Origin of the sequence: Pseudomonas sp. NPDC089422 (genome assembly GCF_044749405.1) — a bacterium.
GTDB lineage: Bacteria > Pseudomonadota > Gammaproteobacteria > Pseudomonadales > Pseudomonadaceae > Aquipseudomonas.
The window spans coordinates 1-24,048 of record NZ_JBIVHW010000001.1; the positions used below are offsets into that span (position 1 = coordinate 1).

Consider the following 24,048-nt stretch of genomic DNA (forward strand, 5'->3'; position numbering starts at 1 on the left):
AACGCCATCCAGGCGTGCAACAAGGCTGGCAAGTACATCGGCATCTGCGGCCAGGGCCCATCGGACCACCCGGACCTGGCCAAGTGGCTGATGGAACAGGGCATCGAAAGCGTGTCGCTGAACCCGGACTCGGTCCTGGAGACCTGGTTCTTCCTGGCCGAAGGCCAGGGCGCGGCCTGATGCGGTAAATTGCGGGGGCGCGTCTGGCGCGCCCCCGCCTGGTTTTTTCCAGGGCGAGTTCCAGTGATGGATCCCGCCCTTTTTTGTGCACCAAGCAACCTTATGCAAAGCAGCAGCAACCTTTTTCCCGTGGCCTTGCTCAGTGCCGAGCGCCGCGGCGACCTCAGCGAAGACGTGTACCGGATCAAGGCCGGCAACGGCCCTGACCCCAGCGTCGAGCTGGCCGTGACCCGCCTGGGGCTGGCTGATCTGGGCCGGCCCCAGGGTGTGCCGGTGATTCTGCTGCATGGCAGTTTCTCCAATCGGCGCTTCTGGTATTCACCCAAGGGCATCGGCCTTGGCGCCTCCCTGGCGCGGGCCGGGTTCGATGTGTGGATCCCGGAAATGCGTGGCCACGGCCTGTCACCGCGTAACCGCAACTGGAAGCACAACAGCGTGGCCGATTATGCCCGCGACGACTTGCCGCTGATCGGTGCGTTCGTGCGCGAGCAGTCTGGCCAGGCGCCGCACTGGGTTGGTCATTCCCTGGGGGGCACCACCCTGGTGGCGGCCTTGGGTGGCGGTTTCCTCAAGGCCGAGCAGGTGGCCAGCGTGGCGCTTTTCGGTACCCAGATCAGCCGGGTCTACTGGCCGCTCAAGGTGCCGCCGCTGACCTGGGGGGCGAAACTGCTGCTCAAGCGCTGGGGGCAGATTTCCGGACCGCGGTTCAAGCGTGGGCCGGAGGACGAGCCGATCGGCCTGGCGCTCGAGAGTATGCGCTGGCATGGCTTGTTCGGGCGCTTTGGCGACAAGCAGAACGACTGGTGGGCAGGGTTGGCCGACGTGGATGTGCCGTTGCTGGCGGTGGCCGGCGCGGGGGACCACCAGGACCCGGTGTGGGCTTGCCGCAAGCTTTTCGATCAGCTGGGTGGCGAGCGCAAGCAGTTCCTGCGCCTGGGCCACGAAGAGGGCTTCGAGGCCTTCGGGCATGTCGACATGCTGGTGAGCAAGGCGGCGCAGGCGCAGGTCTGGCCGTTGGTGGAGCGCTGGTTGCGTGATCCGCTGCTGCCGGTGCATGAGTCGACGGTGGCTGCCGAGCCGGTGCCTGTTGGCTGACTCTGACTGCTCAGTCCCGGATGACTGCGACAGCTTCTACGGTGTAGCCTTGGCCGATACCCGCTTTCGTTGTGACTGACAGGAGCTTCCCATGCAGCATTACGTAACGCCCGACCTGTGTGACGCCTACCCGGACCTGGTACAGGTGCTGGAACCGATGTTCAGCAACTTCGGTGGCCGCGATTCCTTCGGTGGCCAGATCGTCACCATCAAGTGCTTTGAAGACAACTCGCTGGTCAAGGATCAGGTCGAGCTCGATGGCAAGGGCAAGGTCCTGGTGGTCGATGGGGGGGGCTCGCTGCGCCGTGCGCTGCTCGGCGACATGCTCGCCGAGAAGGCCGCCAAGAACGGCTGGGAAGGCCTGGTGATCTATGGCTGCGTACGAGACGTCGACGTGCTGATCCAGACCGACGTCGGTGTGCAGGCGCTGGCCAGCCACCCGATGAAAACCGACAAGCGCGGTATCGGCGACCTCAACGTGGCCGTGACCTTTGCCGGTGTCACGTTCCGCCCGGGCGAGTACCTGTATGCCGACAATAACGGCGTGATCATCTCACCAAGCCCGCTGAAAATGCCGGAGTGACGCGCCGTACGCGCTGATGGAGCTTTGATGTTCGAGGAAGACAACGCGCAGTGGGGGCTGGTGCATGCCCTGGTGCTCGATGGTGAAGGCGGCGCGCGTTCGATCGCCCGGACCGAGCTGGACGAGTTGCAGCTGCAGCCACAGGAAAGCCTGTGGCTGCACTGGGATCGAAGCCATCCGCAAACCCGCACCTGGCTGCTGCAGGACAGTGGCCTGAGCGAGTTCGCCTGCGACCTGCTGCTGGAGGAGAACACCCGGCCACGGCTGTTGCCGCAGGCCGGTGAGCAGATGCTGCTGTTCTTGCGCGGGGTCAACCTCAACCCGGGCGCCGAGCCCGAGGACATGGTGTCGGTACGCATCCATGCCCAGGCGCAGCGGGTCATTTCGCTGCGTTTGCGGCCGTTGCGTGCCAGTGATGAGATCCTTCAGCAGCTTGAAGAGGGCAGGGGGCCGAAATCGGCTTCCGAACTGCTGCTGCTGATGGGCGAGCTGCTGACCGAGAAAGTCCAGAGCCTGGTCAGCGACCTCTCGGAACTGGTCGACGACGAAGAGGAAAAGGTCGAATCCGACGAACGGTATACGCCGGAACATGGCAGCCTGCAGCAGACTCGTCGCCGCGCTGCGGGCTTGCGCCGGTTCCTGGCGCCACAGCGGGAGATCTATGCCCAGCTGTCGCGCAGCAAGTGGAGCTGGTTCTGTGATGCCGACGCTGATTACTGGAACGAGCTGAACAACAGCCTGATCCGCTACCTCGAAGAGCTCGAGCTGACCCGCGAACGGGCAGCGCTGGTGCTGGAAAGCGAAGACCGTAGGCGCAGCGAGCGGATGAACCGGACCATGTACCGCTTTGGCATCATCACCTGCATCTTCCTGCCCATGAGCTTCATCACCGGGTTGCTCGGTATCAACGTCGGTGGCATTCCGGGGTCGAGCAACCCCTATGGCTTCCTGCTGGCCTGCATCGTCGTGCTGGGCCTGGCGGTGGGGCAGTGGTGGTTGTTCCGGCGGTTGCGCTGGGTATGAAGGTGCAGCGTCATCCTGAAACATTCGTCCCAGTGCGATGTGTGACCCATCGCTCGGCCATCTCGTCTCTGACTGACACTGCGCGAGGTGCCCATGCACGATCCGTTTGAAGAATCCCTGCGTGACCTGCTCAAGGCATCGCCCTCCGGTGAGGAGCGAGACGATGCCGCGTGCCTGGGTCGCGTGCTCAAAACCGCCAACCGTCAGGTCGGTGCCGGTGATCTGTTCAGCCTGCTTGGCCGCTGGAGCCAGGCGCTGCTGATCGCCGTGAACAATGGCTCGGCGCACGTTGCGCCGGTGCGTCGACACTCTACCCGCAACGCTGCCACTGGCAGCAAAGCAGATAAGGCCGATTGAATATGGAACTCGATCTCTGGACCCAGAGCCTGGTCACTGCCATGACCGCCCTATGGACCAAGGTAGCGAACTTCATCCCCAACCTGTTCGGCGCGCTGGTCGTGGTGCTGCTCGGTTTCGTGGTGGCCAAGCTGCTCGATACACTGCTTTCCAAACTCCTGGCCAAGTTCGGCCTGGACCGCCTGATGGCCGGCACCGGAGCGACCAAGATGCTTGGCCGGGTTGGCATCCAGGTGCCGATCTCGACCTTGGTCGGCAAGGTCGTCTACTGGTTCGTATTGCTGATTTTCCTCGTCTCGGCCGCCGAATCGCTGGGCCTGGAGCGGGTTTCGGCAACCCTCGACATGCTTGCCCTGTACCTGCCCAAGGTGTTCGGCGCAGCCCTGGTACTGCTGGCCGGCGTGCTGCTGGCGCAGGTGGCCAACGGCCTGGTGCGCGGCGCGGCGGAAGGGATCGGCCTGGAATACTCCGCAGGCCTGGGGCGCATCACCCAAGGTCTGGTGATCATCATCAGCATCTCGGTGGCTATCAGCCAGCTCGAGGTCAAAACCGACCTGCTCAACCACGTGATCGTCATTGGCCTGATAACCGTTGGTCTGGCCGTTGCGCTTGCCATGGGCCTAGGCAGCCGCGAAATCGCCGGGCAGATCCTGGCCGGCATCTATGTTCGCGAACTCTACCAAGTCGGCCAGCAGGTGCGGATTGGAGAGGTTGAAGGAATGATCGAAGAGATCGGCACGGTCAAGACGACGCTGTTGACCGATGATGGCGAACTGGTGTCGCTGTCCAATCGCGTGCTCCTCGAGCAGCGAGTCAATAGCCGCTAACCGCACAAAAGCTGTTAATGTATGCCGCCGCGAAAATCGCCCCATGGGGCTGAGCGGCGACATTGACCTGACTGTCGGCCAGATCCGTTTTGAATAAAGTTCATTCGCCGCCCATGCGTTATGACCCCCGCGAACTCACCGACGAGGAGTTGGTGGCGCGTTCGCATGAGGAGCTGTATCACGTAACCCGCGCCTATGAGGAGCTCATGCGGCGCTACCAGCGGACCCTGTTCAACGTCTGTGCGCGTTATCTGGGGAACGACCGCGACGCTGATGATGTCTGTCAGGAAGTGATGCTGAAGGTGCTGTACGGTCTGAAGAACTTCGAGGGTAAGTCCAAGTTCAAGACCTGGCTCTACAGCATTACCTACAACGAGTGCATTACCCAGTACCGCAAGGAGCGTCGTAAACGCCGGTTGATGGATGCCTTGAGCCTGGACCCTGTAGAAGAGGCGTCCGAAGAGAAGGCTCCGAAACCGGAAGAAAAAGGCGGGCTGGACAAGTGGCTGGTGCATGTGAACCCGATCGATCGGGAAATCCTGGTGCTGCGTTTTGTCGCAGAACTGGAGTTTCAGGAAATCGCCGATATCATGCACATGGGCTTGAGCGCAACGAAAATGCGCTACAAGCGCGCGCTAGACAAGCTTCGTGAGAAATTTGCAGGCCTGGATGAAACTTAGTCCCTTGTAAATATCTCTAACGGATCGGCGAGTTCTGCTAGACTTGCCGTCGAGTTGTCCCCCGGATGTTGGTGGGACTGCTTAACTATCACCAGATGGGGATTTAACGGATGAAATTGAAAAACACCTTGGGCTTGGCCATTGGCTCGCTCGTCGCAGCTACTTCGTTCGGCGTTATGGCTCAAGGCCAGGGCGCAGTCGAAGTCGAAGGCAACGTGACCAAGCAGTACTACGACAGCGAACGTAACTTCAAGAACGACGGCACCAACCCTGGTGTTCGCCTGGGTTACTTCCTGACCGACGACGTATCCCTGGACCTGGGCTACAACGAGACTCACAACGCTCGTGGCGACGACGGCAACAAGGACATCAAAGGTTCCAAGGCCAAGCTGGACGCTACCTACCACTTCGGTACCGTCGGCGACGCTCTGCGTCCGTACGTTTCCGCTGGCTTCGCTCACGAGAGCCTGGGCCAGGCCACTCGTGGCGGCCGTGACCACTCCACCTTCGCCAACGTTGGCGCTGGCGCCAAGTGGTACATCACCGACATGTTCTTCGCCCGTGCCGGCGTTGAAGCCAACTACAACATCGACAGCGGCTACACCGAGTGGGGCCCAAGCGTTGGTGTTGGTCTGAACTTCGGTGGCAGCGGTGGCAAGGTTGCTGCTGCTCCTGCTCCAGTTGCTGAAGTCTGCTCCGACTCCGACAACGACGGCGTTTGCGACAACGTCGACAAGTGCCCAGACACCCCAGCCAACGTTACCGTTGACGCTGATGGCTGCCCGGCTGTTGCCGAAGTCGTTCGCGTTGAGCTGGACGTCAAGTTCGACTTCGACAAGTCGGTCGTCAAGCCAAACAGCTACGGCGACATCAAGAACCTGGCTGACTTCATGAAGCAGTACCCACAGACCACCACCGTGGTTGAAGGTCACACTGACTCCGTCGGTCCAGATGCTTACAACCAGAAACTGTCCGAGCGTCGTGCCAATGCTGTGAAGCAGGTTCTGACCCAGCAGTACGGTGTTGAATCCGGCCGCGTTCAGTCGGTTGGCTACGGCGAAACCCGTCCGGTTGCCGACAACGCCACCGAAGAAGGCCGCGCTATCAACCGTCGCGTTGAAGCTCAGGTAGAAGCCCAGGCCAAGTAATTGGTTTGAAGCTTCAATGAAAAACCCGGCCTCGGCCGGGTTTTTCTTTGCCTGTCATTTGTGCAGGCAGCGCATCACACGGCTTCTGCTACCCATGCCTGCATCACCTGCTCCCCAACCACCTCGCCGATGACCAGAATCGCCGGGCTGCACAGCCCGAATGCCTGGGCATCCTCGACCATCTCTGCCACATTGCTGCGGCACTCCCGCTGCTGCGGTAAAGACGCATTCTCGATCATCGCCACCGGCATCCCTGGCGCCATGTCGCCCTCCAGTAGCCCCCGGCGGATCTGCTCCAGCCGCGCCACGCCCATGTACACCACCAGGGTCGTGCCACCCTGCGCAAGTGCCGCCCAGTTCAGCTCGCTGTCATCCTGGGTATGCGCTGTCACCAGCGTCACCCCGCGGCTGATCCCGCGGGAGGTCAGCGAGATCCCGCACTGGGTCGCACCGGCCAGGCCTGCGGTAATACCGTTGACCAACTCCACTTCGATGCCATGGCCTTGCAACCACGCTGCTTCTTCGCCGCCACGGCCAAAAATGCACGGGTCTCCGCCCTTGAGGCGCACTACGCAACGACCCTGCCGTGCATGACGCAGCATCAGGCGCTGGATGAAGGACTGGGGTGTGGAACGACAGCCGCCGCGCTTGCCCACGGCAATCACCCTGGCCTGCGGGCAATGCACCAGCACCTGCGGATTCACCAGGTCGTCGATCATCACCACGTCGGCCATTTGCAGTGCACGCACGGCCTTGAGGGTGAGCAGTTCAGGGTCGCCAGGGCCAGCGCCGACCAGCCAGACTTTTGCATTCATCAGTGTTTCCTCATCGGCAGGGCGCGTTCAGCCCTTGAGCAGGGCGAACAGCAGTATCAGGTTGAACAGCAGGGACAGCAGGGCCAGGGTGCGCCAGACCTTCAGCGGTTCACGCTCCAGCAATGGACGGGGGCGGCTGAGCAGTTCCTGGCGGTCACCGCGTTCGAGCAACAGCAACCATTGCTCGGCGGTCTCAAAGCGTTGCGCCGGGTCCGCCGCCACGGCTTGCAGCAGGTTGTGCTGCAGCCATTCAGGCAGGTCGGGTCGGTAGCGGGAGGGATTGACGGGCTGGCCATAGCGCGGGCGCTGGAAGGCCTCGATCTCCCCGTAAGGGTAATGCCCGGTCAGCAAGCGATAGAGCGTGACGCCGACGGCGTACAAGTCCTGGCGCGGGCTTGGTGGTTGGCCTTCGAAGGCTTCCGGGGCGATGTACGATGGCGTGCCGGGCAGCTCGTGCAGTGGGTCCTGGGACAGGCCCGGGCAGTACGCCAGGCCGAAGTCCAGCAGGCGCACCTGGCCGTCATCGCCCAGGTGCAGGTTTTCCGGTTTGATATCGCGGTGCAGCAGGTTGCGCCGGTGTAGCACGCCGACGGCCTGCAGCAGCTGGCGGGCGATTTCCAGCCACTGTGCCAGCGTTAAGGGGCCCTGTTCGTCAAGGTGCGTGGCGAGGGTCTTGCCGCTATGTTCGCGCATCACGTAATACAGGTGCTGGCGCTGGCTCGCGGGATGCAGTTCGGGGAAGTGACGGCCAGCGACCCGGCGCAGGTACCATTCTTCCAGCAGCAGGCCCTGGGCGGCACCGGGTTCCTGTTCGCGCTCGCCGGGCAGGGTTTTCAGCAGCCATGGTTGGCCCTGGGTATCGCGTACCCGGTAGAGCAGCGACTGGCGGCTGTGTGCCAGGCGCGTCTCGACCTGCCAGCCATCGAGCGCCTGGCCCTCGCGCAGCGGCCCAGGCAATGGCCATTGCTGCAGTTGCACCAGGGTGTCGCCGAGGTTGGCCGTGCCCAGTTGCTCGACCCGCACCAGCAAGGCGCTGGCGTTGTCCTGGCTGCCGTTGTGATGGGCACTGGCAACCAGGGTGTCGGCGGCCGACTGCAAGTCGGGCTGCTCGCGCAGCACGGCCTGGATGTGTTGGTCGCCGAGACTGGCCCAGACGCCGTCGCTGAGCAGCAGGTAGCACTCGCCAGCGTGCAGTTCGCCGTCCAGGTAGTCGACCAGCAGGTGCTGGTCCAGGCCCAGGGCGCGCTTGAGCACGTGTTGCATGCCGGGCTGGTCCCAGACGTGGTCTTCGCTCAGGCATTGCAGGCGGCCAGCGTGCCAGCGATAGGCCCGGCAATCACCCACGTGCGCCAGGGTGAAGCGGCGCCCGCGCAGCACCAGGGCGCTCAGTGTGGTCAGCAGCGGCTGGCTGCCTTGGGCGCGCAACCAGCGGTTCTGTGCCAGCAGCAGGCGGTCCAGGGCCTGGGCCACGCCCCAGGTGGCAGGCGTGGCATAGTAGTCCATGGCCAGCGCCTGCAGGCTGGCGCGGGCTGCCAGGCCGCCGTCGGCGCACTGGCTGACGCCATCGGCGAGGGCAAACAGGTAGCCCTTGCTGGCGGCCAGTTCCGGGGCTGGCGTGACCAGGCGCAGGGCGTCCTGGTTCTCCGCGCGTGGCCCGGTGGCGCTGGCCTGGGCGAAGCTGAGCAGCAGGCTCATCGGCGTGCCTCAGACCCGTGCAGCGGTAACCGCTGCCGAGCCCCAGGTGGTGCGCCAGCGTTGCTTGACCCCGTGCAGGCCGAACCAGGCGATCAAGCCGAGGCTGGCGAACAGCCACAGGCCCAGCTGATAGTCGCCGGTGTGCTGTTTGATGGCGCCGAGCCCTGCCGCCAGCAGGAAGCCGCCGATGCCACCGGCCATGCCGATCAGCCCGGTCATTACGCCGATCTCCTGGCGAAAGCGTTGTGGCACCAGCTGGAACACCGCGCCATTGCCGGCGCCGAGGCCGAGCATCGCGCTGACGAACAGTGCCAGGGCGGCGGCTGCGCTCGGCAGGTTGAAGCCGACGGCTGCGATGCAGATGGCGGCCACGCTGTACATGCCGAGCAGCGTGCGGATGCCGCCGAAGCGGTCGGCCAGGGCGCCCCCCAGCGGGCGCATCAGGCTGCCGGCGAATACGCAGGCGGCGGTGTAGTAGCCGGCGGTGACCGGGCTCAGGGCGTACTGGTCGCTGAAGTAGCCGGGCAGGGCACTGGCCAGGCCGATGAAACCGCCGAAGGTGACGCTGTAGAAGAACATGAACCACCAGCTGTCACGGTCGCCCAGCGCCTTGAGGTAGTCGGCTGCCGCCTTGGGCTTGGGCCGCTGCGGGGCATTGCGGGCAAGCAGGGCGAACAGCGCCAGGGTCAGCAACAGCGGGAGCACGGCAAAGCCGAACACATTGTTCCAGCCAAACCCGGCGGCCAGTACCGGAGCCAGCAGGGCGGCGAACACGGTGCCGGAGTTGCCCGCACCCGCGATGCCCATGGCCTTGCCCTGGTGCTGCGGCGGATACCACTGCGAGGCGAGCGGCAGCGACACGGCGAACGAAGCACCGGCAACACCGAGGAATACGCCCAGCAGCAGGGCTTGCTCATAGGTGTGCACGCCCAGATGCCAGGCGCAGGTCAGGGCGACGATGACGATCACCTGGCCGATCAGGCCAGCGGTCTTCGGCGACAGGCGATCGACCAGCACGCCCATGACGAAGCGCAGCACCGCACCGGCAAGGATCGGCGTAGCCACCATCAGGCCGCGCTGCTGGGCACTCAGTTGCAGGTCGGCGGCGATCTGCACCGCCAGCGGGCCAAGCAGGTACCAGACCATGAAGCTCAGGTCGAAATACAGAAACGCGGCGAACAGCGTGGGCACATGCCCGGATTTCCAGAAGCTGGTACTCATCGAACACCTCACTCGGCAATGCAACGGAAACGAAAAAGACGCCGCTACCCGGTCCACTGGCGTGGAGGGGAGAGCGACGTCTTTGTCGGGAGTTTTATGAGGCAACCGCCGTTGGCTACCGGTGAAATGTATTCAGCAAAAGCTGGGCCAATTCTGTACCCCTGGCCGGAACGCTCCTACAACAGCTCGCAATTTCAGTGTTAGCCCAGCATTTCATGCATGGCGATGATCTGCTCGGCCACCTGGATGAGCTTCTGCTGCCGGCTCATGGCCTGCCGACGCATCAGGGTGTAGGCCTGTTCCTCGTTGCAGTCTTTCATCTTCATCAACAACCCCTTGGCCTGCTCGATGCGCTTGCGCTCGGCCAGTTGCTGGTCGCGGGCCAACAGCTGGGCCTTGAGCGCCTGGTCGCTCTCGAAGCGCGCCATGGCGACATCGAGAATGGGCTGCAGCCGCGCCGCATGGATGCCTTCGACGATGTAGGCGCTGACCCCCGCCTGGATCGCCTGGCGCATCACCGCCGGGTCGTGCTCGTCGGTGAAGAGCACGATGGGCCGTGGCTGGTCGCGACTGACCAGTACCACCTGCTCCATCACGTCACGGTCGGGTGAGTCGGTATCGATCAGCACCACGTCCGGACGCACCGTTTCGACGCAGGCTGGCAGGTCGATGGTCAGGTCTGGCGCCTCGATCACTTCGAATCCGGCTTCGCGCAGTGCGGCCTTGAGGCGGCCAACCTTCTTCTGGGTATCGTCGATCAGCAGGATGCGCAACATGGTGATGGCCCTCACAGACCGACGTGGGCATCGGGCGCAGGGCCCAGGGCGTGCAGGCGGAAGCTGCGGGCGTAGGCATGTGGGTTCGTGCCGTCCCAGCGCGTGCCGTCGATCAGTAGGCTGCTGCGCATGGCTGACCCGGGGCAGGGTACGCCGAGTGCGTCGGCGGCCTCGCGGTACAGCGTCAATTGCTGCACCTGGCGAGCAACGCCGAGGTAGTCGGGGTCGTCACGCAGCAGGCCCCAACGGCGGAACTGGGTCATGAACCACATGCCGTCCGACAGGTAAGGCAGGTTGGCGCGGCCCTGGTCGTACAGGCGCAGGGCGTGCCGGTCGTGCCAGGCGTTACCCAGGCCGTCCTGGTAGTCGCCCAGCAGGCGCGGCTCGACGTTCTCGATCGGCGTGTCGAGGTAGGCGCTACCACTGAGCAGTTGCGCGGTGCTGCGCAGGTTTTCCGGGCTCTGTTCGATGAACCGGCTGGCAGCGAGTACCGCCTTGACCAGTGCACGTGCGCTATTGGGGTTGTGCTCGGCGAAGGCGCGGGTGCAGGCCAGTACCTTCTCCGGGTGGTCGGGCCAGATCGACTGGCTGGTGGCCAGGGTAAAGCCCTGGCCCTGGCTGACGGCGGCAGCGGCCCAAGGCTCGCCAACGCAGAAACCGTCGATGCGCCCGGCCTGGATATGCGCCGCCATCTGTGCCGGTGGCACCACCACGCTGGTGACGTCATGCAGCGGGTGGATGCCCTGGCTGGCCAGCCAGTAATACAGCCACATGGCATGGGTGCCGGTAGGGAAGGTCTGGGCGAAGGTCAGCCGTGCGCCATGCTGGTGCACCTGTTGTGCCAGTGCCTCAGGGCTGGTCACGCCCTTGCGCTGCAGGGCCGGCGACAGGTTGATGGCCTGGGCATTCTGGTTCAGCCCCATGAGCACCGCCAGGTCGTTCGCCGGCACACCACCGATCCCCAGGTGCACGGCGTAGACCAGGCCATAGAGACAATGGACGGCGTCCAGCTCGCCGCTGGCCAGCTTGTCGCGCAGGCCGGCCCAGGAGCCCTGGCGCTTGAGGTTGAGGGTCAGGCCGTGTTGCTGGGCGAAGCCCTGGGTGGCGGCGACCACCACCGAGGCGCAATCGGTCAGGGCCATGTAGCCGATGTTGAGGCTGGGTTTTTCCGGCGCATCGCTGCCGTTTACCCAGGCTAGAGGTGCTGTATTCACGAAGGTCCTCGGCCGAACTGAACAGGCTGTAGGCAAAGGAAGTAGCAACCCATGTGCCAAGCCCCTGTCATGCCGGGCGCGCGCTGGCTATAATCGCTGGCTCACTCACCCCGAGCCTTGCCCGCCCATGTATACCCTGGCCCGCCAGCTGCTGTTCAAGCTTTCCCCGGAAACCTCCCATGACCTGTCCCTGGACCTGATCGGCGCCGGTGGCCGGCTTGGGCTCAACGGTGTGCTGTGCAAACAGCCGGCCGCGTTGCCGGTGACCGTGATGGGCTTGAACTTCGCCAACCCGGTGGGGCTGGCGGCGGGCCTGGACAAGAACGGCGCGGCCATCGACGGCTTTGCCCAGCTGGGCTTCGGCTTCGTCGAGATCGGCACCGTGACCCCGCGTCCGCAGCCGGGCAACCCCAAGCCACGGTTGTTCCGCCTGCCGCAGGCGACGGCGATCATCAACCGCATGGGCTTCAACAACCTGGGCGTTGATCACCTGCTCGAGCGCGTGCGTGCTTCGCGCTACGACGGTGTGTTGGGCATCAACATCGGCAAGAACTTCGATACCCCGGTCGAGCGTGCGGTAGACGACTACCTGATCTGCCTGAACAAGGTCTACGGCGAAGCCAGCTATATCACCGTCAACGTCAGTTCGCCGAACACTCCGGGCCTGCGCAGCCTGCAGTTCGGCGACTCGCTCAAGCAGCTGCTCGATGCCCTGGCCGAACGCCGTGAGCAGCTGGCCACCGAACATGGCAAGCGCGTACCGCTGGCGATCAAGATCGCGCCGGACATGAGCGACGAGGAAACCGCACTGGTGGCCTCGGCGCTGATGGCGTCGGGAATGGATGCGGTAATTGCCACCAACACCACCCTGGGCCGCGAGGGTGTCGAAGGGCTGGAGCATGGTGGCGAGGCCGGCGGCCTGTCGGGAGCGCCAGTGCTGGAGAAGAGCACCCATATCGTCAAGGTGCTGGCGGGTGAGCTGGGTGGCAAGCTGCCGATCATCGCCGCCGGTGGCATTACCGAAGGCCGTCATGCGGCAGAGAAGATCGCTGCCGGGGCGAGCCTCGTGCAGATCTACTCCGGCTTCATCTACAAGGGGCCGGCGCTGATCCGTGAAGCGGTGGATGCGATCGCGGCAATGCCCAAGGCCTGAAGGCGGGCATAAAAAAGGGCCCCTTCAAGGGGCCCCTGGGCCGAAGCCCGCCGCCCGGATAGGGCGCGCATGGTAACTCGAATTCAGTGTCGTCCTCGTTCAGCCAACGGCGTGATTTTCGTTGAGTCTATGGATGCCAGCGGTGCCAGTCATTCCGTCCCAGTTATCACCGCGACCTTCGCGCCAGCCGTTGATCCAGGCTTGGCGAACTGAAGGAAGAGTAAAGGGGCAAAGTTCGCGGGATTTGCCGGTGACCCCGTATTGGTAGCCACGTGAATATGCTCTTTCCAACGGATCACGCTTAAGTCTTCTCATAGGGTGTTGCCCTCACTTGTTGACTGTAATGTCCCGTCGGCCTCTCCGAGGCCGGGCAGAGTCTTTCTGCCGGTTTTGCGCTCGCTGCCGGCGTGGCGAGCTGAAGGTGCCGCCTCGTTGCGAAGCGGCCTGAGACCAGTTCTATCGAATGCAGGTCACCGTGTGAATGATCGATTTGTCATAAGCACGTAACCTTTCCAAGGGTGAGGGGATAAGTAAATAAATGCGACTCAACCTTGTTTGGCGTTGAGCCCGCTGTGATCAGGGTTTGCCGAACCTTGACGTCATTTCGCCAGCGTTGCGGCGGGATGGCAGAAATATCTGGTAATGCGACGAAGGGTCACACGGGCCCCGAAGTCGACGGAAATTATTGGTACTGCCTGATGATCTAAGCTGTTTTTGCCACCTCGCGAGCGGCAGATCGATCAGGCGGCCCGGCCGCCCGGCTGCGATGAAGCAGCGGGGAAGGCCACTCGGACGCTTGCTGGAAGGGCGTTCGGGCAAACATCGGCCAGGCGATGCGTCGCCTCGTCACTTACATAGCCCAAGGCGCTGGAAAACTCATGTCGGACCGTTTCGAACTCTATCTCACCTGCCCCAAAGGCCTGGAAGGCCTGCTTGCCGAAGAGGCCCGAGGCCTCGGCCTCGATGATGTGCGTGAGCACACCTCGGCCATTCGCGGCGCCGCCGACATGGAAACCGCCTACCGCCTGTGCCTCTGGTCGCGCCTGGCCAACCGCGTGTTGCTGGTGCTCAAGCGCTTCTCGATGAAGAACGCCGACGACCTCTACGATGGCGTGCACGCCGTCGACTGGGCCGACCACCTGGCTGCCGACGGTACCCTGGCGGTGGAATTCAGCGGCCATGGCTCGGGCATCGACAACACCCATTTCGGTGCGCTCAAGGTCAAGGACGCGATCGTCGACAAGCTGCGCAACCGTGAGGGCCTGCGCCCGTCGGTGGAGAAGGTCGACCCGGATGTGCGCGTGCACCTGCGCCTGGACCGTGGTGAGGCGATCCTCTCGCTCGACCTGTCCGGCCACAGCCTGCACCAGCGTGGCTACCGCCTGCAGCAAGGCGCCGCGCCACTGAAGGAAAACCTCGCGGCTGCGGTGCTGATCCGCGCCGGCTGGCCGCGCATTGCCGCCGAGGGCGGCGCGCTGGCCGACCCGATGTGCGGTGTCGGTACCTTCCTGGTGGAGGCCGCGATGATCGCCGCCGATATCGCGCCCAACCTCAAACGTGAGCGCTGGGGCTTCAGTGCCTGGCTCGGCCATGTGCCGGCCACCTGGCGCAAGGTTCACGAAGAGGGCCTGGCCCGCGCGCAAGCCGGCCTGGCCAAGCCGCCACTGTGGATTCGCGGTTATGAAGCCGACCCGCGGCTGATCCAGCCGGGGCGCAACAACGTCGAGCGTGCAGGCCTGGGCGACTGGGTGAAGATCTACCAGGGCGAAGTCAGCACCTTCGAACCACGCCCGGACCAGAACCAGAAAGGCTTGGTCATCAGCAACCCGCCGTACGGCGAGCGCCTCGGTGACGAGGCCAGCCTGTTGTACCTCTACCAGAACTTTGGCGAGCGCCTGCGCCAGGCCTGCATGGGCTGGGAAGCGGCGGTGTTCACCGGCGCACCGGAGCTGGGCAAGCGCATGGGTATCCGCAGCCACAAGCAATATGCCTTCTGGAACGGCGCCTTGCCGTGCAAGCTGCTGCTGTTCAAGGTCCAGCCTGACCAGTTCGTCACCGGCGAGCGCCGCGAGGCCCAGGCCGACAATGGCGAGGCCCGCCGCCCTGCGGCGGTTGCCAGCGAACCGGCACGCCTGTCGGAAGGCGCACAGATGTTCGCCAACCGCCTGCAGAAGAACCTCAAGCAGCTCGGCAAGTGGGCCCGCCGTGAGCAGGTCGACTGCTACCGCCTGTACGATGCCGACATGCCTGAGTATGCCCTGGCAGTCGACCTCTACCAGGACTGGGTGCATGTGCAGGAATACGCAGCCCCCCGTTCGATCGACCCGGACAAGGCCCAGGCGCGCCTGCTCGATGCCCTGGCGGCGATCCCCCAGGCCCTGAACATCGACCCGCAGCGTGTGGTGCTCAAGCGTCGCGAGCGCCAGAGCGGTACTCGCCAGTACGAGCGCCAGGCTACCGAAGGTCGCTTCCAGGAAGTGAACGAGGGTGGTGTCAAGCTGCTGGTCAACCTCACCGACTACCTCGACACCGGGCTGTTCCTCGACCATCGCCCTATGCGCATGCGCATCCAGCGCGAGGCCAATGGCAAGCGCTTCCTCAACCTTTTCTGCTACACCGCCACGGCCACCGTGCACGCGGCCAAGGGCGGTGCACGCAGCACCACCAGCGTCGACCTGTCGAAAACCTACCTGGACTGGGCGCGGCGCAACCTGTCGTTGAACGGTTTCTCCGAGCGTAACCGCCTGGAGCAGGGTGACGTGATGGCCTGGCTGGAAGCCAACCGCGACAGCTACGACCTGATCTTCATCGACCCGCCGACCTTCTCCAACTCCAAGCGCATGGAAGGGGTGTTCGACGTCCAGCGTGACCATGTGCAACTGCTCGACCTGGCCATGGCTCGCCTGGCACCCGGTGGCGTGCTGTATTTCTCCAACAACTTCCGCAAGTTCCAGCTCGACGAGCATGTGAGCACGCGCTACGCGGTGGAAGAAATCAGTGCCCAGACCCTGGACCCGGACTTCGCTCGCAACAACCGCATTCACCGCGCCTGGCGCCTGCAATTGCGTTAATTCGACGAGGCGCATTGCGTGGCTAATGGCCAATAGCTATAACTCTGCACAGGGCCAGAGAATTCGCAGGACGCTGACGTGATGAGATTGATCTATGTCGAAGTGGGGCGTGCGTGCGAAGGTGCTGGGCCTGTGCAGCGAGGCGATGGCTGGCTGGGCGGTGGCGCTGGTGGCGTTGGTCGCCGGCGTCCTGCTGTCGGTTGGCCTGGCGCTGGCCGCGCAGGCCTTCTACAAACAGCAGTTGCGCCAGCGCTTCGAGCTGCTGGCCAGCGAGCGCCATAGCCGTATCGCCGAGCGTTTTGACGACCAGGAGCAACGCCTGGATGGCTTGCGGCGTTTCTTCACCTACTCCAACGAAATCACCCCAAGCGAGTTCGATGGCTACGCCCGGCCCTTGCTGCAGCGGACCCAGGCCTATTCCTGGGCGCCACGGGTCGAGGCCGGGCAACGGCGCGAGTTCGAGCGCCAGGCCAGTATCTGGTTGGGGCAGGATTACCTGATCCGCGAGGTGGATGGGGCAGGCAACTGGCACCCCTCGCCACGGCGCGACCATTACTACCCGGTGCTCTACACCCAGGCCGACCATTTGCAGGGGCAACCCTACGGGCTCGACCTGCGCAGCCAGCCGGCCCGCGAGCAGACCTTGGCGCGGGCACTGCAGCCAGGCAGCATGGCGGTTTCCGAGCCGCTGGACATGCTCAACGTCGCCCCCGGCTTTACCCGAGGGCTGCTGATGGTGGCCCCGGTGTTCTCCGATGCACGGCCTGATGAACCGCCTGCGGGGTATGTCATGGCCTTGCTTAACATGCGCCAGTTGATCACCGAAGGCCTGCCGGTCGCTGCCAATGACAACCTGGTGGTCCGTATCATCGACCCGAGCGGGCGCGATGGCCATGAAGTGTTGTTCGATTCGCAGAACCCGGTGGCGCCATTGGCTTTGGTGAGCACGCAGTTGCTGCACCTGGCCGACCACCATTTCCAGCTCGACATTCGCCCGAGCCAGGCATTCATGCAGGCCAACCAGTCCGCCGCCGTCCTGGCCGTGGGGCTGCTCGGTGGGTTGCTGAGCCTGTTGCTGAGCGCGTTGCTCTACAGCCTGTTCAGCCAGCGCCAGCGTGCCTTGACCCTGGTCGAGCAGCGCACGGCGGAGCTGCGGGTCAGCGAGCAATCGTTGCGCGATACCCACAACCAGTTGCGCAGCGTACTGGATGCCGCAACCCAGGTGGCCATCATCGCGACCAGCCTCAAGGGTGAGGTCAGCACCTTCAACGCCGGTGCCGAACGCATGCTGGGCTATTCGGCCAGTGAAGCCATCGGGCACCTGCAGCTGGAAAACCTGGTGATGCCTGAAGAGCTCAGCCAGCGTGCTCATGCCTTGAGCCTGCGCTATGGGCGGCACATCGCCGGTGGTCAGGCGATGTTCGCCGAGACCATCCAGGACAGCGGTGGCGAACCGGGCGAGTGGACGTTGGTGCGCAAGGATGGCAGCCACCTGCTGGCCAACATGCTGGTGACCGCCGTGCTCGACGAACAGGGGCTGTGGGTCGGCTACCTGGCGATCTGTATCGATGTCACCGAGCGGCGCCGGGTGCACGAGGCCTTGGCCCTGCGTGATCGCCTGCTGGAAAAGCTCAGCGCGGAAGTACCTGGCGGGATCTATCAGTACCAGCTGGATGCCGATGGTCACTCGTGCTTCCCCTATGCCAGCCAGGGGCTGTTCGATATCTACGAGGTCGACCTGCAGTTGCTGCGCGAGGATGCCACGGCGGTATTCGAACGCATTCATCCCGATGACCTGGAGCGCGTGCGCCGTTCAGTGCGCTACTCCGCAGAACACCTGTCACCGTGGCGCGAAGAGTACCGGGTGTGCCTGCCGCGTGCCGGGTTGCGCTGGGTGCGCGGCGAAGCGACGCCGGAGCCCGGCGAGGATGGATGCACGCTGTGGCATGGCTACCTCACCGATATCTCCGACCTCAAGGGGGTCGAGGAGGAGTTGCGTGCACTGTCGGTGACCGACGCGCTGACCGGTATTCACAACCGCCGCTATTTCCAGGAGCGGCTCAAGGTCGAGCTGGACCGCGCCCAGCGTGATGAGCTGGATCTGGCCGTGATCATGCTCGACATCGATCATTTCAAACGGATCAACGATCAGTACGGTCATGCCGTGGGTGACCATGTGTTACGCAGCTTGTGCCAACGGATTGGTCAGCGCTTGCGCCGCACCGATGTATTCTGTCGCTTGGGTGGGGAGGAATTCATGGTGCTGTGCCCGGGCAGCAACGCCGAGCAGGCGCGGATGCTGGCCACGGAGTTGTGGCAAGGCGTGCGCAGCGTGCCGGTGGAAGGGGTGGGCAAGGTGACTGCGAGCTTTGGTGTGGCCGGGTGGCGGCAGGGGGAGGGGGCCGATGCCTTGCTGTTGCGGGCGGATGCTGGGGTATATGCGGCCAAGCAGGCCGGCCGGGACCGGGTCGAAGGTGAGCTGGCCTGAGGTTTCTTGACTGCCTTTACCGGCCTCTTCGCGGGGCAAGTCAGATCGCCGCGAAGAGGCCGGTAAAGGTTATCGACGCATCATTGTGCGGCTGCAGTTGTGCTGTTGTTCAGCTTCGGTTGGCGATACAGGTCCAGCAGCACCTGGTCGAGCACCTGCGAGGCACCCCACGGCTTAGGATCGTTGAGGATCGCTGCCACCGCCCAGGTATTGCCATTGCTGTCGCGGCTGAAGCCGGCAATTGCCCGCACGGTGTTCAGGGTGCCGGTCTTGATGTGCCCTTCACCGGTCATGGCGGTGCGCTTGAGGCGTTTGCGCATGGTGCCGTCCATGCCCACCAGCGGCATCGAGCTGATGAACTCGGCCGAGTAAGGGCTGTTCCACGCCGCCTGCAGCAGCGCCGCCATCTCGCGGGTGCTGACCCGCTCGGCACGTGACAGCCCGGAGCCATTCTCCATCACCAGGTGCGGCGCGGTGATGCCCTTCTTTGCCAGCCACTGGCGCACCACGCGCTGGGCGGCACGGGCGTCGTCGCCATCGGCGTCGGTGCGGAACTGCGCACCCAGGCTCAGGAACAGCTGCTGGGCCATGGTGTTGTTGCTGTACTTGTTGATGTCGCGGATCACTTCCACCAGGTCGGGCGAGAAGGCCCGGGCCAGCAGGCGTGCACTCTTCGGCACGTTCTCGATGCGGTCTCGGCCCTGGATGCTGCCACCCAGCTCGTTCCAGATTGCCCTCACGGCGCCGGCAGCGTAGGTCGGGTGGTCAAGCAGCGACAGGTAGGTTTGCGAGTTGCAGCCATCGCCCAGCTGGCCGGTGACGGTCACGCTGATGCCGTCAGGTTGCGGCACCGGGTTGTAGCGCACGTCGCCGCTGCACTGCTTGGAGGCTACGGCCTTGACCTGGTTGTCGATGCGGATGCTGGCGATCGGGGGCTCGACAGCGACGGTGACCTTGCCGCCGTCATTGCGGGTCACGAAGCGCAGGGCCTTGAGGTTGATCATCAGCGAATCGGGCTTGACCAGGAACGGTTTGTTGACGTCGCCACCGTCATCGTCGAACTGCGGCAGGTTGGGTTGCACGAAGTGGCTGCGGTCCAGCACCAGGTCGCCGGTAACGGTGCGTACGCCATTGGCGCGCAGGTCACGCATCAACAGCCAGAGCTTTTCCATGTTCAGCTTGGGGTCGCCGCCGCCCTTGAGGTACAGGTTGCCATTGAGCACACCATTGCTCAGGGTGCCATCGGTGTAGAACTCGGTTTTCCACTGGAAGGTCGGGCCGAGCAGTTCAAGGGCGGCGTAGGTGGTGACCAGCTTCATGGTCGAAGCCGGGTTGACCGATACATCGGCGTTGAACACCGTGGCCGAGCCTGGGCCGTTCAGCGGCAGCATGACCAGCGACAGTGCGCTGTCCTGCAGCTTGTTGGCCTTGAGCGCCTGCTGGACTTTCGGCGGCAGGGAGGTATTGACGGCAGCTGCCTGGCTGGGCAATGCAAGCGGCAACAGCAGGCCGGCGAGAACGAGGGGGCGGAGCTTTTTGATCATAAGGATTAAATACCCTGCGGACGAGGGGAAAAGACAATGGGGCTGTAGGAGATGATCACCCCAGGATGAAATATAGAGCGCATTATGCCCCAAGCGCAGCGCTCATGCGCCACGTTCGACGGAAAAGCGCCTTTGTAGCGCGGAAACTGGTAAAGTGCCGCGCGTTATTACTCAAGAGGATTGTTTCATGGCTACCAACCGTTCCCGTCGTCTGCGCAAGAAACTGTGCGTTGATGAATTCCAGGAGCTGGGTTTCGAACTGAACCTGGGTTTCAAGGAAGACCTGTCCGACGAAGCCATCGATGCCTTCCTCGACGCCTTCCTGGCAGAAGCCATGGATGCCAACGGCCTGGACTACGTCGGCGGCGATGACTTCGGCCTGGTCTGCCTGGCCAACCGCGGTTCGGTCAGCGAAGAGCAGCGCGCCACTGTCGAAGCCTGGCTCAAAGGCCGCAGCGAACTGACCAACATCGAAGTCAGCCCGCTGCTGGACGCCTGGTATCCGGAAAAGCCGATCAACCCGGCTTCCTGATGCGTGCTTGAGCGGCGCCCCGCACGGGCGTCGCTCAGTCAAGCCCTGGTCAGTTCCCTGGCCAGCGCTTTCTCCACTCGGCGCATATGCCGTGCCAGTACCTGCCGCTGCAGTTTGATGCAGGCTGCAGGCGAACGTGCTTCCTCCAGGGCCTCGCAGGCCTTCATCATGCCCTTGGCTTCCAGCAGCCGTGCCGCGCTGAGGATCTTGTGTGCCTGCTCGCGAATCTCGGCGGCCTGGTGGTGGGGATCAAGGTCCATGAGCAGTGCCAGGTCTTCCTTCAGGCTTGTGTGCACGGCGGTGAGAAAGCGGGTACGGCTTCTGGCGTTGTCGCCGACGATGCCGGCCAGGCCCGCCAGGTTGAACAGTGAGGCAATGGCTGGCCGTCGATGGGGCGCAATCTTGGCCAGGCGTTGGCTGAGGGTGCGCAGGCTGATGGGCTTGAGCAGGCAATCGTCCATGCCGGCACTGAGGCACTTTTGCCTGACTTCGGGTTGCGCGTTCGCCGTGTAGCCCAGGATGACGCAACGCGGGCGCCCGCTCTGGCGTTCCTCGCTGCGAACCGCGGTGGCTAGCTGGTAGCCGTTCATGTGTGGCATGTTGCAATCGAGTACCAGCACGTCGAACGGCGCGTGTCGCCATTTGTCCAGGCCCTCGCGGCCATTGCTGGCGCTGGCATGGCTGAGGCCCAGATAGCCCAGTTGTTGGGCCATCAACAGCAGGTTGGCAGGGTGATCATCGATTACCAGCACCTTCAGGTCGGGGGCGGGGGCTTCGACCTCTTCGACTTCTAATATGGGGGACGCCGGGGCGTCGACACGCTCCAGCGGCATCATCAGGCGAACCTGTGTGCCCAACCCCGGAAGGCTCTTGATGCTCAGGTTGCCACCCATCATCTCGCACAGGCTGCGGCAGATAGCCAGGCCCAGCCCAGTGCCCGCCCGCGCACCCTGGCTGTGTGGGTTGGCCTGGACGAACGGGTTGAACAACCGCAGCAGGTCATCGTCATGAATGCCGATGCCGCTGTCACGTACCTCGAGCTCCAGCGTTGGCGGTGCGTCGGGACCTTCTTCGCGCAAGCCGAGCGTGACGTGGACTTGCCCTTGCTCGGTGAACTTGATGGCATTGCTGACGAGGTTGGACAGGACCTGCTTGAAGCGCAGTGGGTCGAGCAACCCATGACAGCGGGCATCGGGGCTGATGCTGATGTCCAGGGCCAGGCCTTTCTGCCGGGCCTGGCCATCGAATACCCGGCCAACCGACTCGACCAGTACGGCGGGATCGACCGCTTCCGGGCTGAGGGACAGGTGGCCTGACTCGATACGCACGATATCCAGGATATCGCCGATCAGGCCGAGCAAGTCCCTGGCCGAGTGATGGGCGACTTCCAGTGAGGTGGGATCCACCTGCCCCTGCCGGGCGCGCCTCAATGCCAGTTCGAGCATGCCGATGACCGCGTTCATCGGTGTGCGGATCTCGTGGCTGATGGTGGCAAGGAAGGTGCTTTTGGCGCGGTTGGCGTCGTCGGCCAGGCGCTTGGCTTCGCGCAGCTCCTGAACCAGTTTGCGGCGCTCGCTGATGTCGATCCAGCCGCCGATGATCCCTTGCACCTCACCCAGCGAATCGCGATAGGGCAGAATCCAGTGGTAGATGGTGATTTCCCTATCCTTCAAACGCAAAGGGCGGTCGATGATCAGCGGCACGCCGGCAGCCATCACCTGTTGGTAGTCGGCCTGGATCTGGGGGGTGTTCTCGGCGCCCGCGAACAGGGTCTCATCCAGGCGCCTGCCAATCACGTCTTCAAGGCGGGACTGGACGGCTTCGAGATAGCTGGCATTGCAGCTTTGCAGATGGCCTTCCCGGTCGCGCACGTACATGGGGTGCGGAGTGCCGTTGAGCAGCGCCCCCATGAACTCCAGCTGATCGTTCAGTGCGCGTTCGGCGCGTCGGCGCTGTTTGATCTGCCCCCGCAGGTGGGCGTTCCAGATCAGTGCCAGCAACAGTAGCATGCCAGTGCCCAGCAGCACTTTCAGGATCAGGCGTCGCCAGGTTGGCCAGCTGGCATCTTCATGCACGTCGTAGCCGCGCCAACGGTTGTTTATGACCCCCAGCTCTTCCGGTGAAATACTCAGCAGGGCCTTGTCGAGGATCGAGGCAAGCGGCATGTCCTGATTGCTGGTGGCCATGGAGAAGATGGCCGGCTCGCTACCCACCGTGCTGCGAATGATCAGGTCGGAATTGCTTGCCAAGGCGTGGTTGGCATCGATCAAGGGGGTGATCACGGCGTCGACGGCGCCACTGTTGAGCAGCGCCACGGAATAAAAGGGGCTCTCCGTCTCGATCCAGCCAACCTGTGGAAAGCGGGTTGTCAGCAAGTCGTCCAGGTTGCTGTAGCGAGAAATGGCAACCCGCTGCCCGTTCAGATTTTCCAGTGAACCGTACTGTTTGTCTTGGGCGCGCGTGACCAGCACAAATGGGCTTTCGAGGTATGGCCGGCTCAGGTGCAGGCGCTTGTCGCTGGTACCGTCGTTGGTAAGGGCGGCGATCATGTTCACGCGGCCTTTTTCCAGCCGGGCGAGCAAATCGGCGATGCCATTGGCTCGCTGTACCTCAAAGCGCAGGCCGGTACGCAGGCGTATCAGGTCCAGCAGGTCGGCGGTTATCCCGCGAAAATGGCCATTGCCATCGAAATAGGACAGGGGTGCCGCCGTTTCGTCGATGGCGACCTGCGTGATTGGATGGCTCATCAGCCACTGTTCTTCCTCGGGCGTCAGCTGAAGTTTGCGATCGCTCAGCAGCAGTTCAGCGCCGGCACTCCAGCGTTTGAAAAGGCTGGCCCGCACGGCGCTGGACTGGCGGTCGAGCGTCGCATTCACCAGTGCCTTGAGGTGCACGTCCTGAGCGCGCATGGCAAAGCTGAAACCGAAGTTTTCGTGCTGGCCGAAACTGGCCATGCGCAGGCGCGGCAAGTGGCCGCGATTGAGTTGGTAGTGTGTTGAAAGGGTGTCGCCGATGAACACGTCAGCCTGGCCAAATGCCACGGCGTTGAGGGCCTGGGTGGAAGAACCGAACGCCAGTATTTCGGCCATGGGGTAGGCCGCATGGATTTTCTCCTGGGGCAGGTAGTGGTCGAGCATGCCCAGGCGCATGCCCGCCAAGCCCCCGTTGAGGGTTCGTCGTTCATCTTCCCGCGTCACCAGCACGGGTTGGTCGATGGCATAGGGATGCGAAAGCACCAGCCCCTCGGTTGCCGCTTCGTAACCATTGGCGCTGCCGAGCAGGTCGATGTCCCCCCGTTTGAGCGCCTGGACCGCCGCGTGCCGGTTGGGGTAGCGCATGACCTGGATCGGCAGGTGCAGTGCCTCGCCGATCAGGTTGGCGTATTCGGCAGTGAGGCCCTGATAGTCCTGCCCGCCACTGGTGATGTCGAAGGGCGGATAGTCGGGCGCCGAAGTGCCGAGGATGAGGGCATGTCGGCCCTGCAGCCATTGCCGTTGCGGTTCTGTCAGTGGCGGGCTCAGTGGCATGGTTGAAGAGCGGGCCAGCAGCGTATAGGGCATGACTTCATGGGATGAGGCCTGTGCCAGGTTGCAGGCCAGTGTCAGGGCAAGCCCAAGACAGGCAATCATTTGCACCATTGACGACC

General features: G+C 63.7%; 20 protein-coding genes. 12 read left to right on the plus strand and 8 right to left on the minus strand.

Annotated features, from left to right (window positions below; all coding sequences use genetic code 11):
• From ACIPZ8_RS00005 to ACIPZ8_RS00040, 8 genes are all read left to right on the plus strand, one after another.
• On the plus strand, positions 1-180 hold a 180-nt coding region (locus tag ACIPZ8_RS00005), incomplete at its 5' end, for a putative PEP-binding protein (protein ID WP_400718987.1).
• 102 nt (positions 181-282) lie between these two features.
• Entirely contained in the window at positions 283-1,275 is a 993-nt protein-coding gene (locus tag ACIPZ8_RS00010; RefSeq protein ID WP_400718989.1) for an alpha/beta fold hydrolase, read from the plus strand.
• A 91-nt stretch (positions 1,276-1,366) separates the two neighbouring features.
• Positions 1,367-1,858: a ribonuclease E activity regulator RraA gene (gene rraA, locus ACIPZ8_RS00015; protein WP_085674904.1), complete on the plus strand. Its 492-nt coding sequence runs from the start codon at positions 1,367-1,369 to the stop codon at positions 1,856-1,858.
• A gap of 27 nt (positions 1,859-1,885) precedes the next feature.
• A complete protein-coding gene (locus ACIPZ8_RS00020) occupies positions 1,886-2,881 on the plus strand; it encodes a zinc transporter ZntB (protein ID WP_400718991.1) in 996 nt (331 codons plus the stop codon).
• Between the two features lie 93 nt (positions 2,882-2,974).
• A complete protein-coding gene (locus ACIPZ8_RS00025; RefSeq protein ID WP_294334533.1) occupies positions 2,975-3,238 on the plus strand; it encodes a CrfX protein in 264 nt (87 codons plus the stop codon).
• A gap of 2 nt (positions 3,239-3,240) precedes the next feature.
• Positions 3,241-4,065 (plus strand): mechanosensitive ion channel domain-containing protein, encoded by an 825-nt coding sequence (locus tag ACIPZ8_RS00030; protein WP_400718993.1) that lies wholly within the window; start codon positions 3,241-3,243, stop codon positions 4,063-4,065.
• Positions 4,066-4,178: 113 nt separating this feature from the next.
• Positions 4,179-4,745 (plus strand): RNA polymerase sigma factor SigX, encoded by a 567-nt coding sequence (gene sigX / locus ACIPZ8_RS00035; RefSeq protein WP_033696348.1) that lies wholly within the window; start codon positions 4,179-4,181, stop codon positions 4,743-4,745.
• A 110-nt stretch (positions 4,746-4,855) separates the two neighbouring features.
• A complete protein-coding gene (locus ACIPZ8_RS00040) occupies positions 4,856-5,893 on the plus strand; it encodes an OmpA family protein (RefSeq protein WP_400718994.1) in 1,038 nt (345 codons plus the stop codon).
• 74 nt (positions 5,894-5,967) lie between these two features.
• On the opposite strand, the gene cobA is transcribed toward ACIPZ8_RS00040, so the two are convergent.
• The 5 genes from cobA to ACIPZ8_RS00065 all read right to left on the minus strand — a co-directional run bounded on the left by cobA (position 5,968) and on the right by ACIPZ8_RS00065 (position 11,614).
• A complete protein-coding gene (gene cobA, locus ACIPZ8_RS00045; protein ID WP_400718996.1) occupies positions 5,968-6,708 on the minus strand; it encodes a uroporphyrinogen-III C-methyltransferase in 741 nt (246 codons plus the stop codon).
• Positions 6,709-6,735: 27 nt separating this feature from the next.
• Positions 6,736-8,403 carry a protein kinase gene (locus tag ACIPZ8_RS00050; RefSeq protein ID WP_400718998.1) on the minus strand — a complete coding sequence of 556 codons (1,668 nt, stop codon included), beginning with the start codon at positions 8,401-8,403 and terminating at the stop codon, positions 6,736-6,738.
• Positions 8,404-8,412: 9 nt separating this feature from the next.
• Positions 8,413-9,624 carry a nitrate/nitrite transporter gene (locus ACIPZ8_RS00055; RefSeq protein WP_400719000.1) on the minus strand — a complete coding sequence of 404 codons (1,212 nt, stop codon included), beginning with the start codon at positions 9,622-9,624 and terminating at the stop codon, positions 8,413-8,415.
• Between the two features lie 200 nt (positions 9,625-9,824).
• Positions 9,825-10,400 (minus strand): ANTAR domain-containing response regulator, encoded by a 576-nt coding sequence (locus ACIPZ8_RS00060; RefSeq protein WP_110632488.1) that lies wholly within the window; start codon positions 10,398-10,400, stop codon positions 9,825-9,827.
• An 11-nt stretch (positions 10,401-10,411) separates the two neighbouring features.
• On the minus strand, positions 10,412-11,614 hold the full coding sequence (locus tag ACIPZ8_RS00065; RefSeq protein ID WP_400719002.1) for a CmpA/NrtA family ABC transporter substrate-binding protein: 1,203 nt from the start codon (positions 11,612-11,614) through the stop codon (positions 10,412-10,414).
• Positions 11,615-11,741: 127 nt separating this feature from the next.
• Between ACIPZ8_RS00065 and ACIPZ8_RS00070 the strand changes: the two genes are divergently transcribed.
• Entirely contained in the window at positions 11,742-12,767 is a 1,026-nt protein-coding gene (locus tag ACIPZ8_RS00070) for a quinone-dependent dihydroorotate dehydrogenase (RefSeq protein ID WP_400719004.1), read from the plus strand.
• 99 nt (positions 12,768-12,866) lie between these two features.
• Here the strand turns inward: ACIPZ8_RS00070 and rmf are convergent, their stop codons facing one another.
• The gene (gene rmf / locus ACIPZ8_RS00075) at positions 12,867-13,082 is read right to left on the minus strand and encodes a ribosome modulation factor (RefSeq protein WP_079227119.1); all 216 of its coding nucleotides are present in this window, start codon (positions 13,080-13,082) and stop codon (positions 12,867-12,869) included.
• Between the two features lie 563 nt (positions 13,083-13,645).
• Between rmf and rlmKL the strand changes: the two genes are divergently transcribed.
• Positions 13,646-15,838 (plus strand): bifunctional 23S rRNA (guanine(2069)-N(7))-methyltransferase RlmK/23S rRNA (guanine(2445)-N(2))-methyltransferase RlmL, encoded by a 2,193-nt coding sequence (rlmKL, locus tag ACIPZ8_RS00080; RefSeq protein ID WP_400719006.1) that lies wholly within the window; start codon positions 13,646-13,648, stop codon positions 15,836-15,838.
• A gap of 94 nt (positions 15,839-15,932) precedes the next feature.
• Positions 15,933-18,326 carry a diguanylate cyclase gene (locus tag ACIPZ8_RS00085; protein ID WP_400719008.1) on the plus strand — a complete coding sequence of 798 codons (2,394 nt, stop codon included), beginning with the start codon at positions 15,933-15,935 and terminating at the stop codon, positions 18,324-18,326.
• A gap of 80 nt (positions 18,327-18,406) precedes the next feature.
• On the opposite strand, the gene dacB is transcribed toward ACIPZ8_RS00085, so the two are convergent.
• Positions 18,407-19,870 (minus strand): D-alanyl-D-alanine carboxypeptidase/D-alanyl-D-alanine-endopeptidase, encoded by a 1,464-nt coding sequence (gene dacB / locus ACIPZ8_RS00090; protein WP_400719010.1) that lies wholly within the window; start codon positions 19,868-19,870, stop codon positions 18,407-18,409.
• A 187-nt stretch (positions 19,871-20,057) separates the two neighbouring features.
• On the opposite strand from dacB, the gene ACIPZ8_RS00095 reads away from it, so the two are divergent.
• Positions 20,058-20,402, plus strand: coding sequence for a YggL family protein (locus ACIPZ8_RS00095; protein WP_085674884.1), 345 nt, complete (start codon positions 20,058-20,060; stop codon positions 20,400-20,402).
• A gap of 38 nt (positions 20,403-20,440) precedes the next feature.
• On the opposite strand, the gene ACIPZ8_RS00100 is transcribed toward ACIPZ8_RS00095, so the two are convergent.
• Positions 20,441-24,040 carry a transporter substrate-binding domain-containing protein gene (locus tag ACIPZ8_RS00100; RefSeq protein ID WP_400719012.1) on the minus strand — a complete coding sequence of 1,200 codons (3,600 nt, stop codon included), beginning with the start codon at positions 24,038-24,040 and terminating at the stop codon, positions 20,441-20,443.
• Positions 24,041-24,048 lie beyond the last annotated feature (8 nt).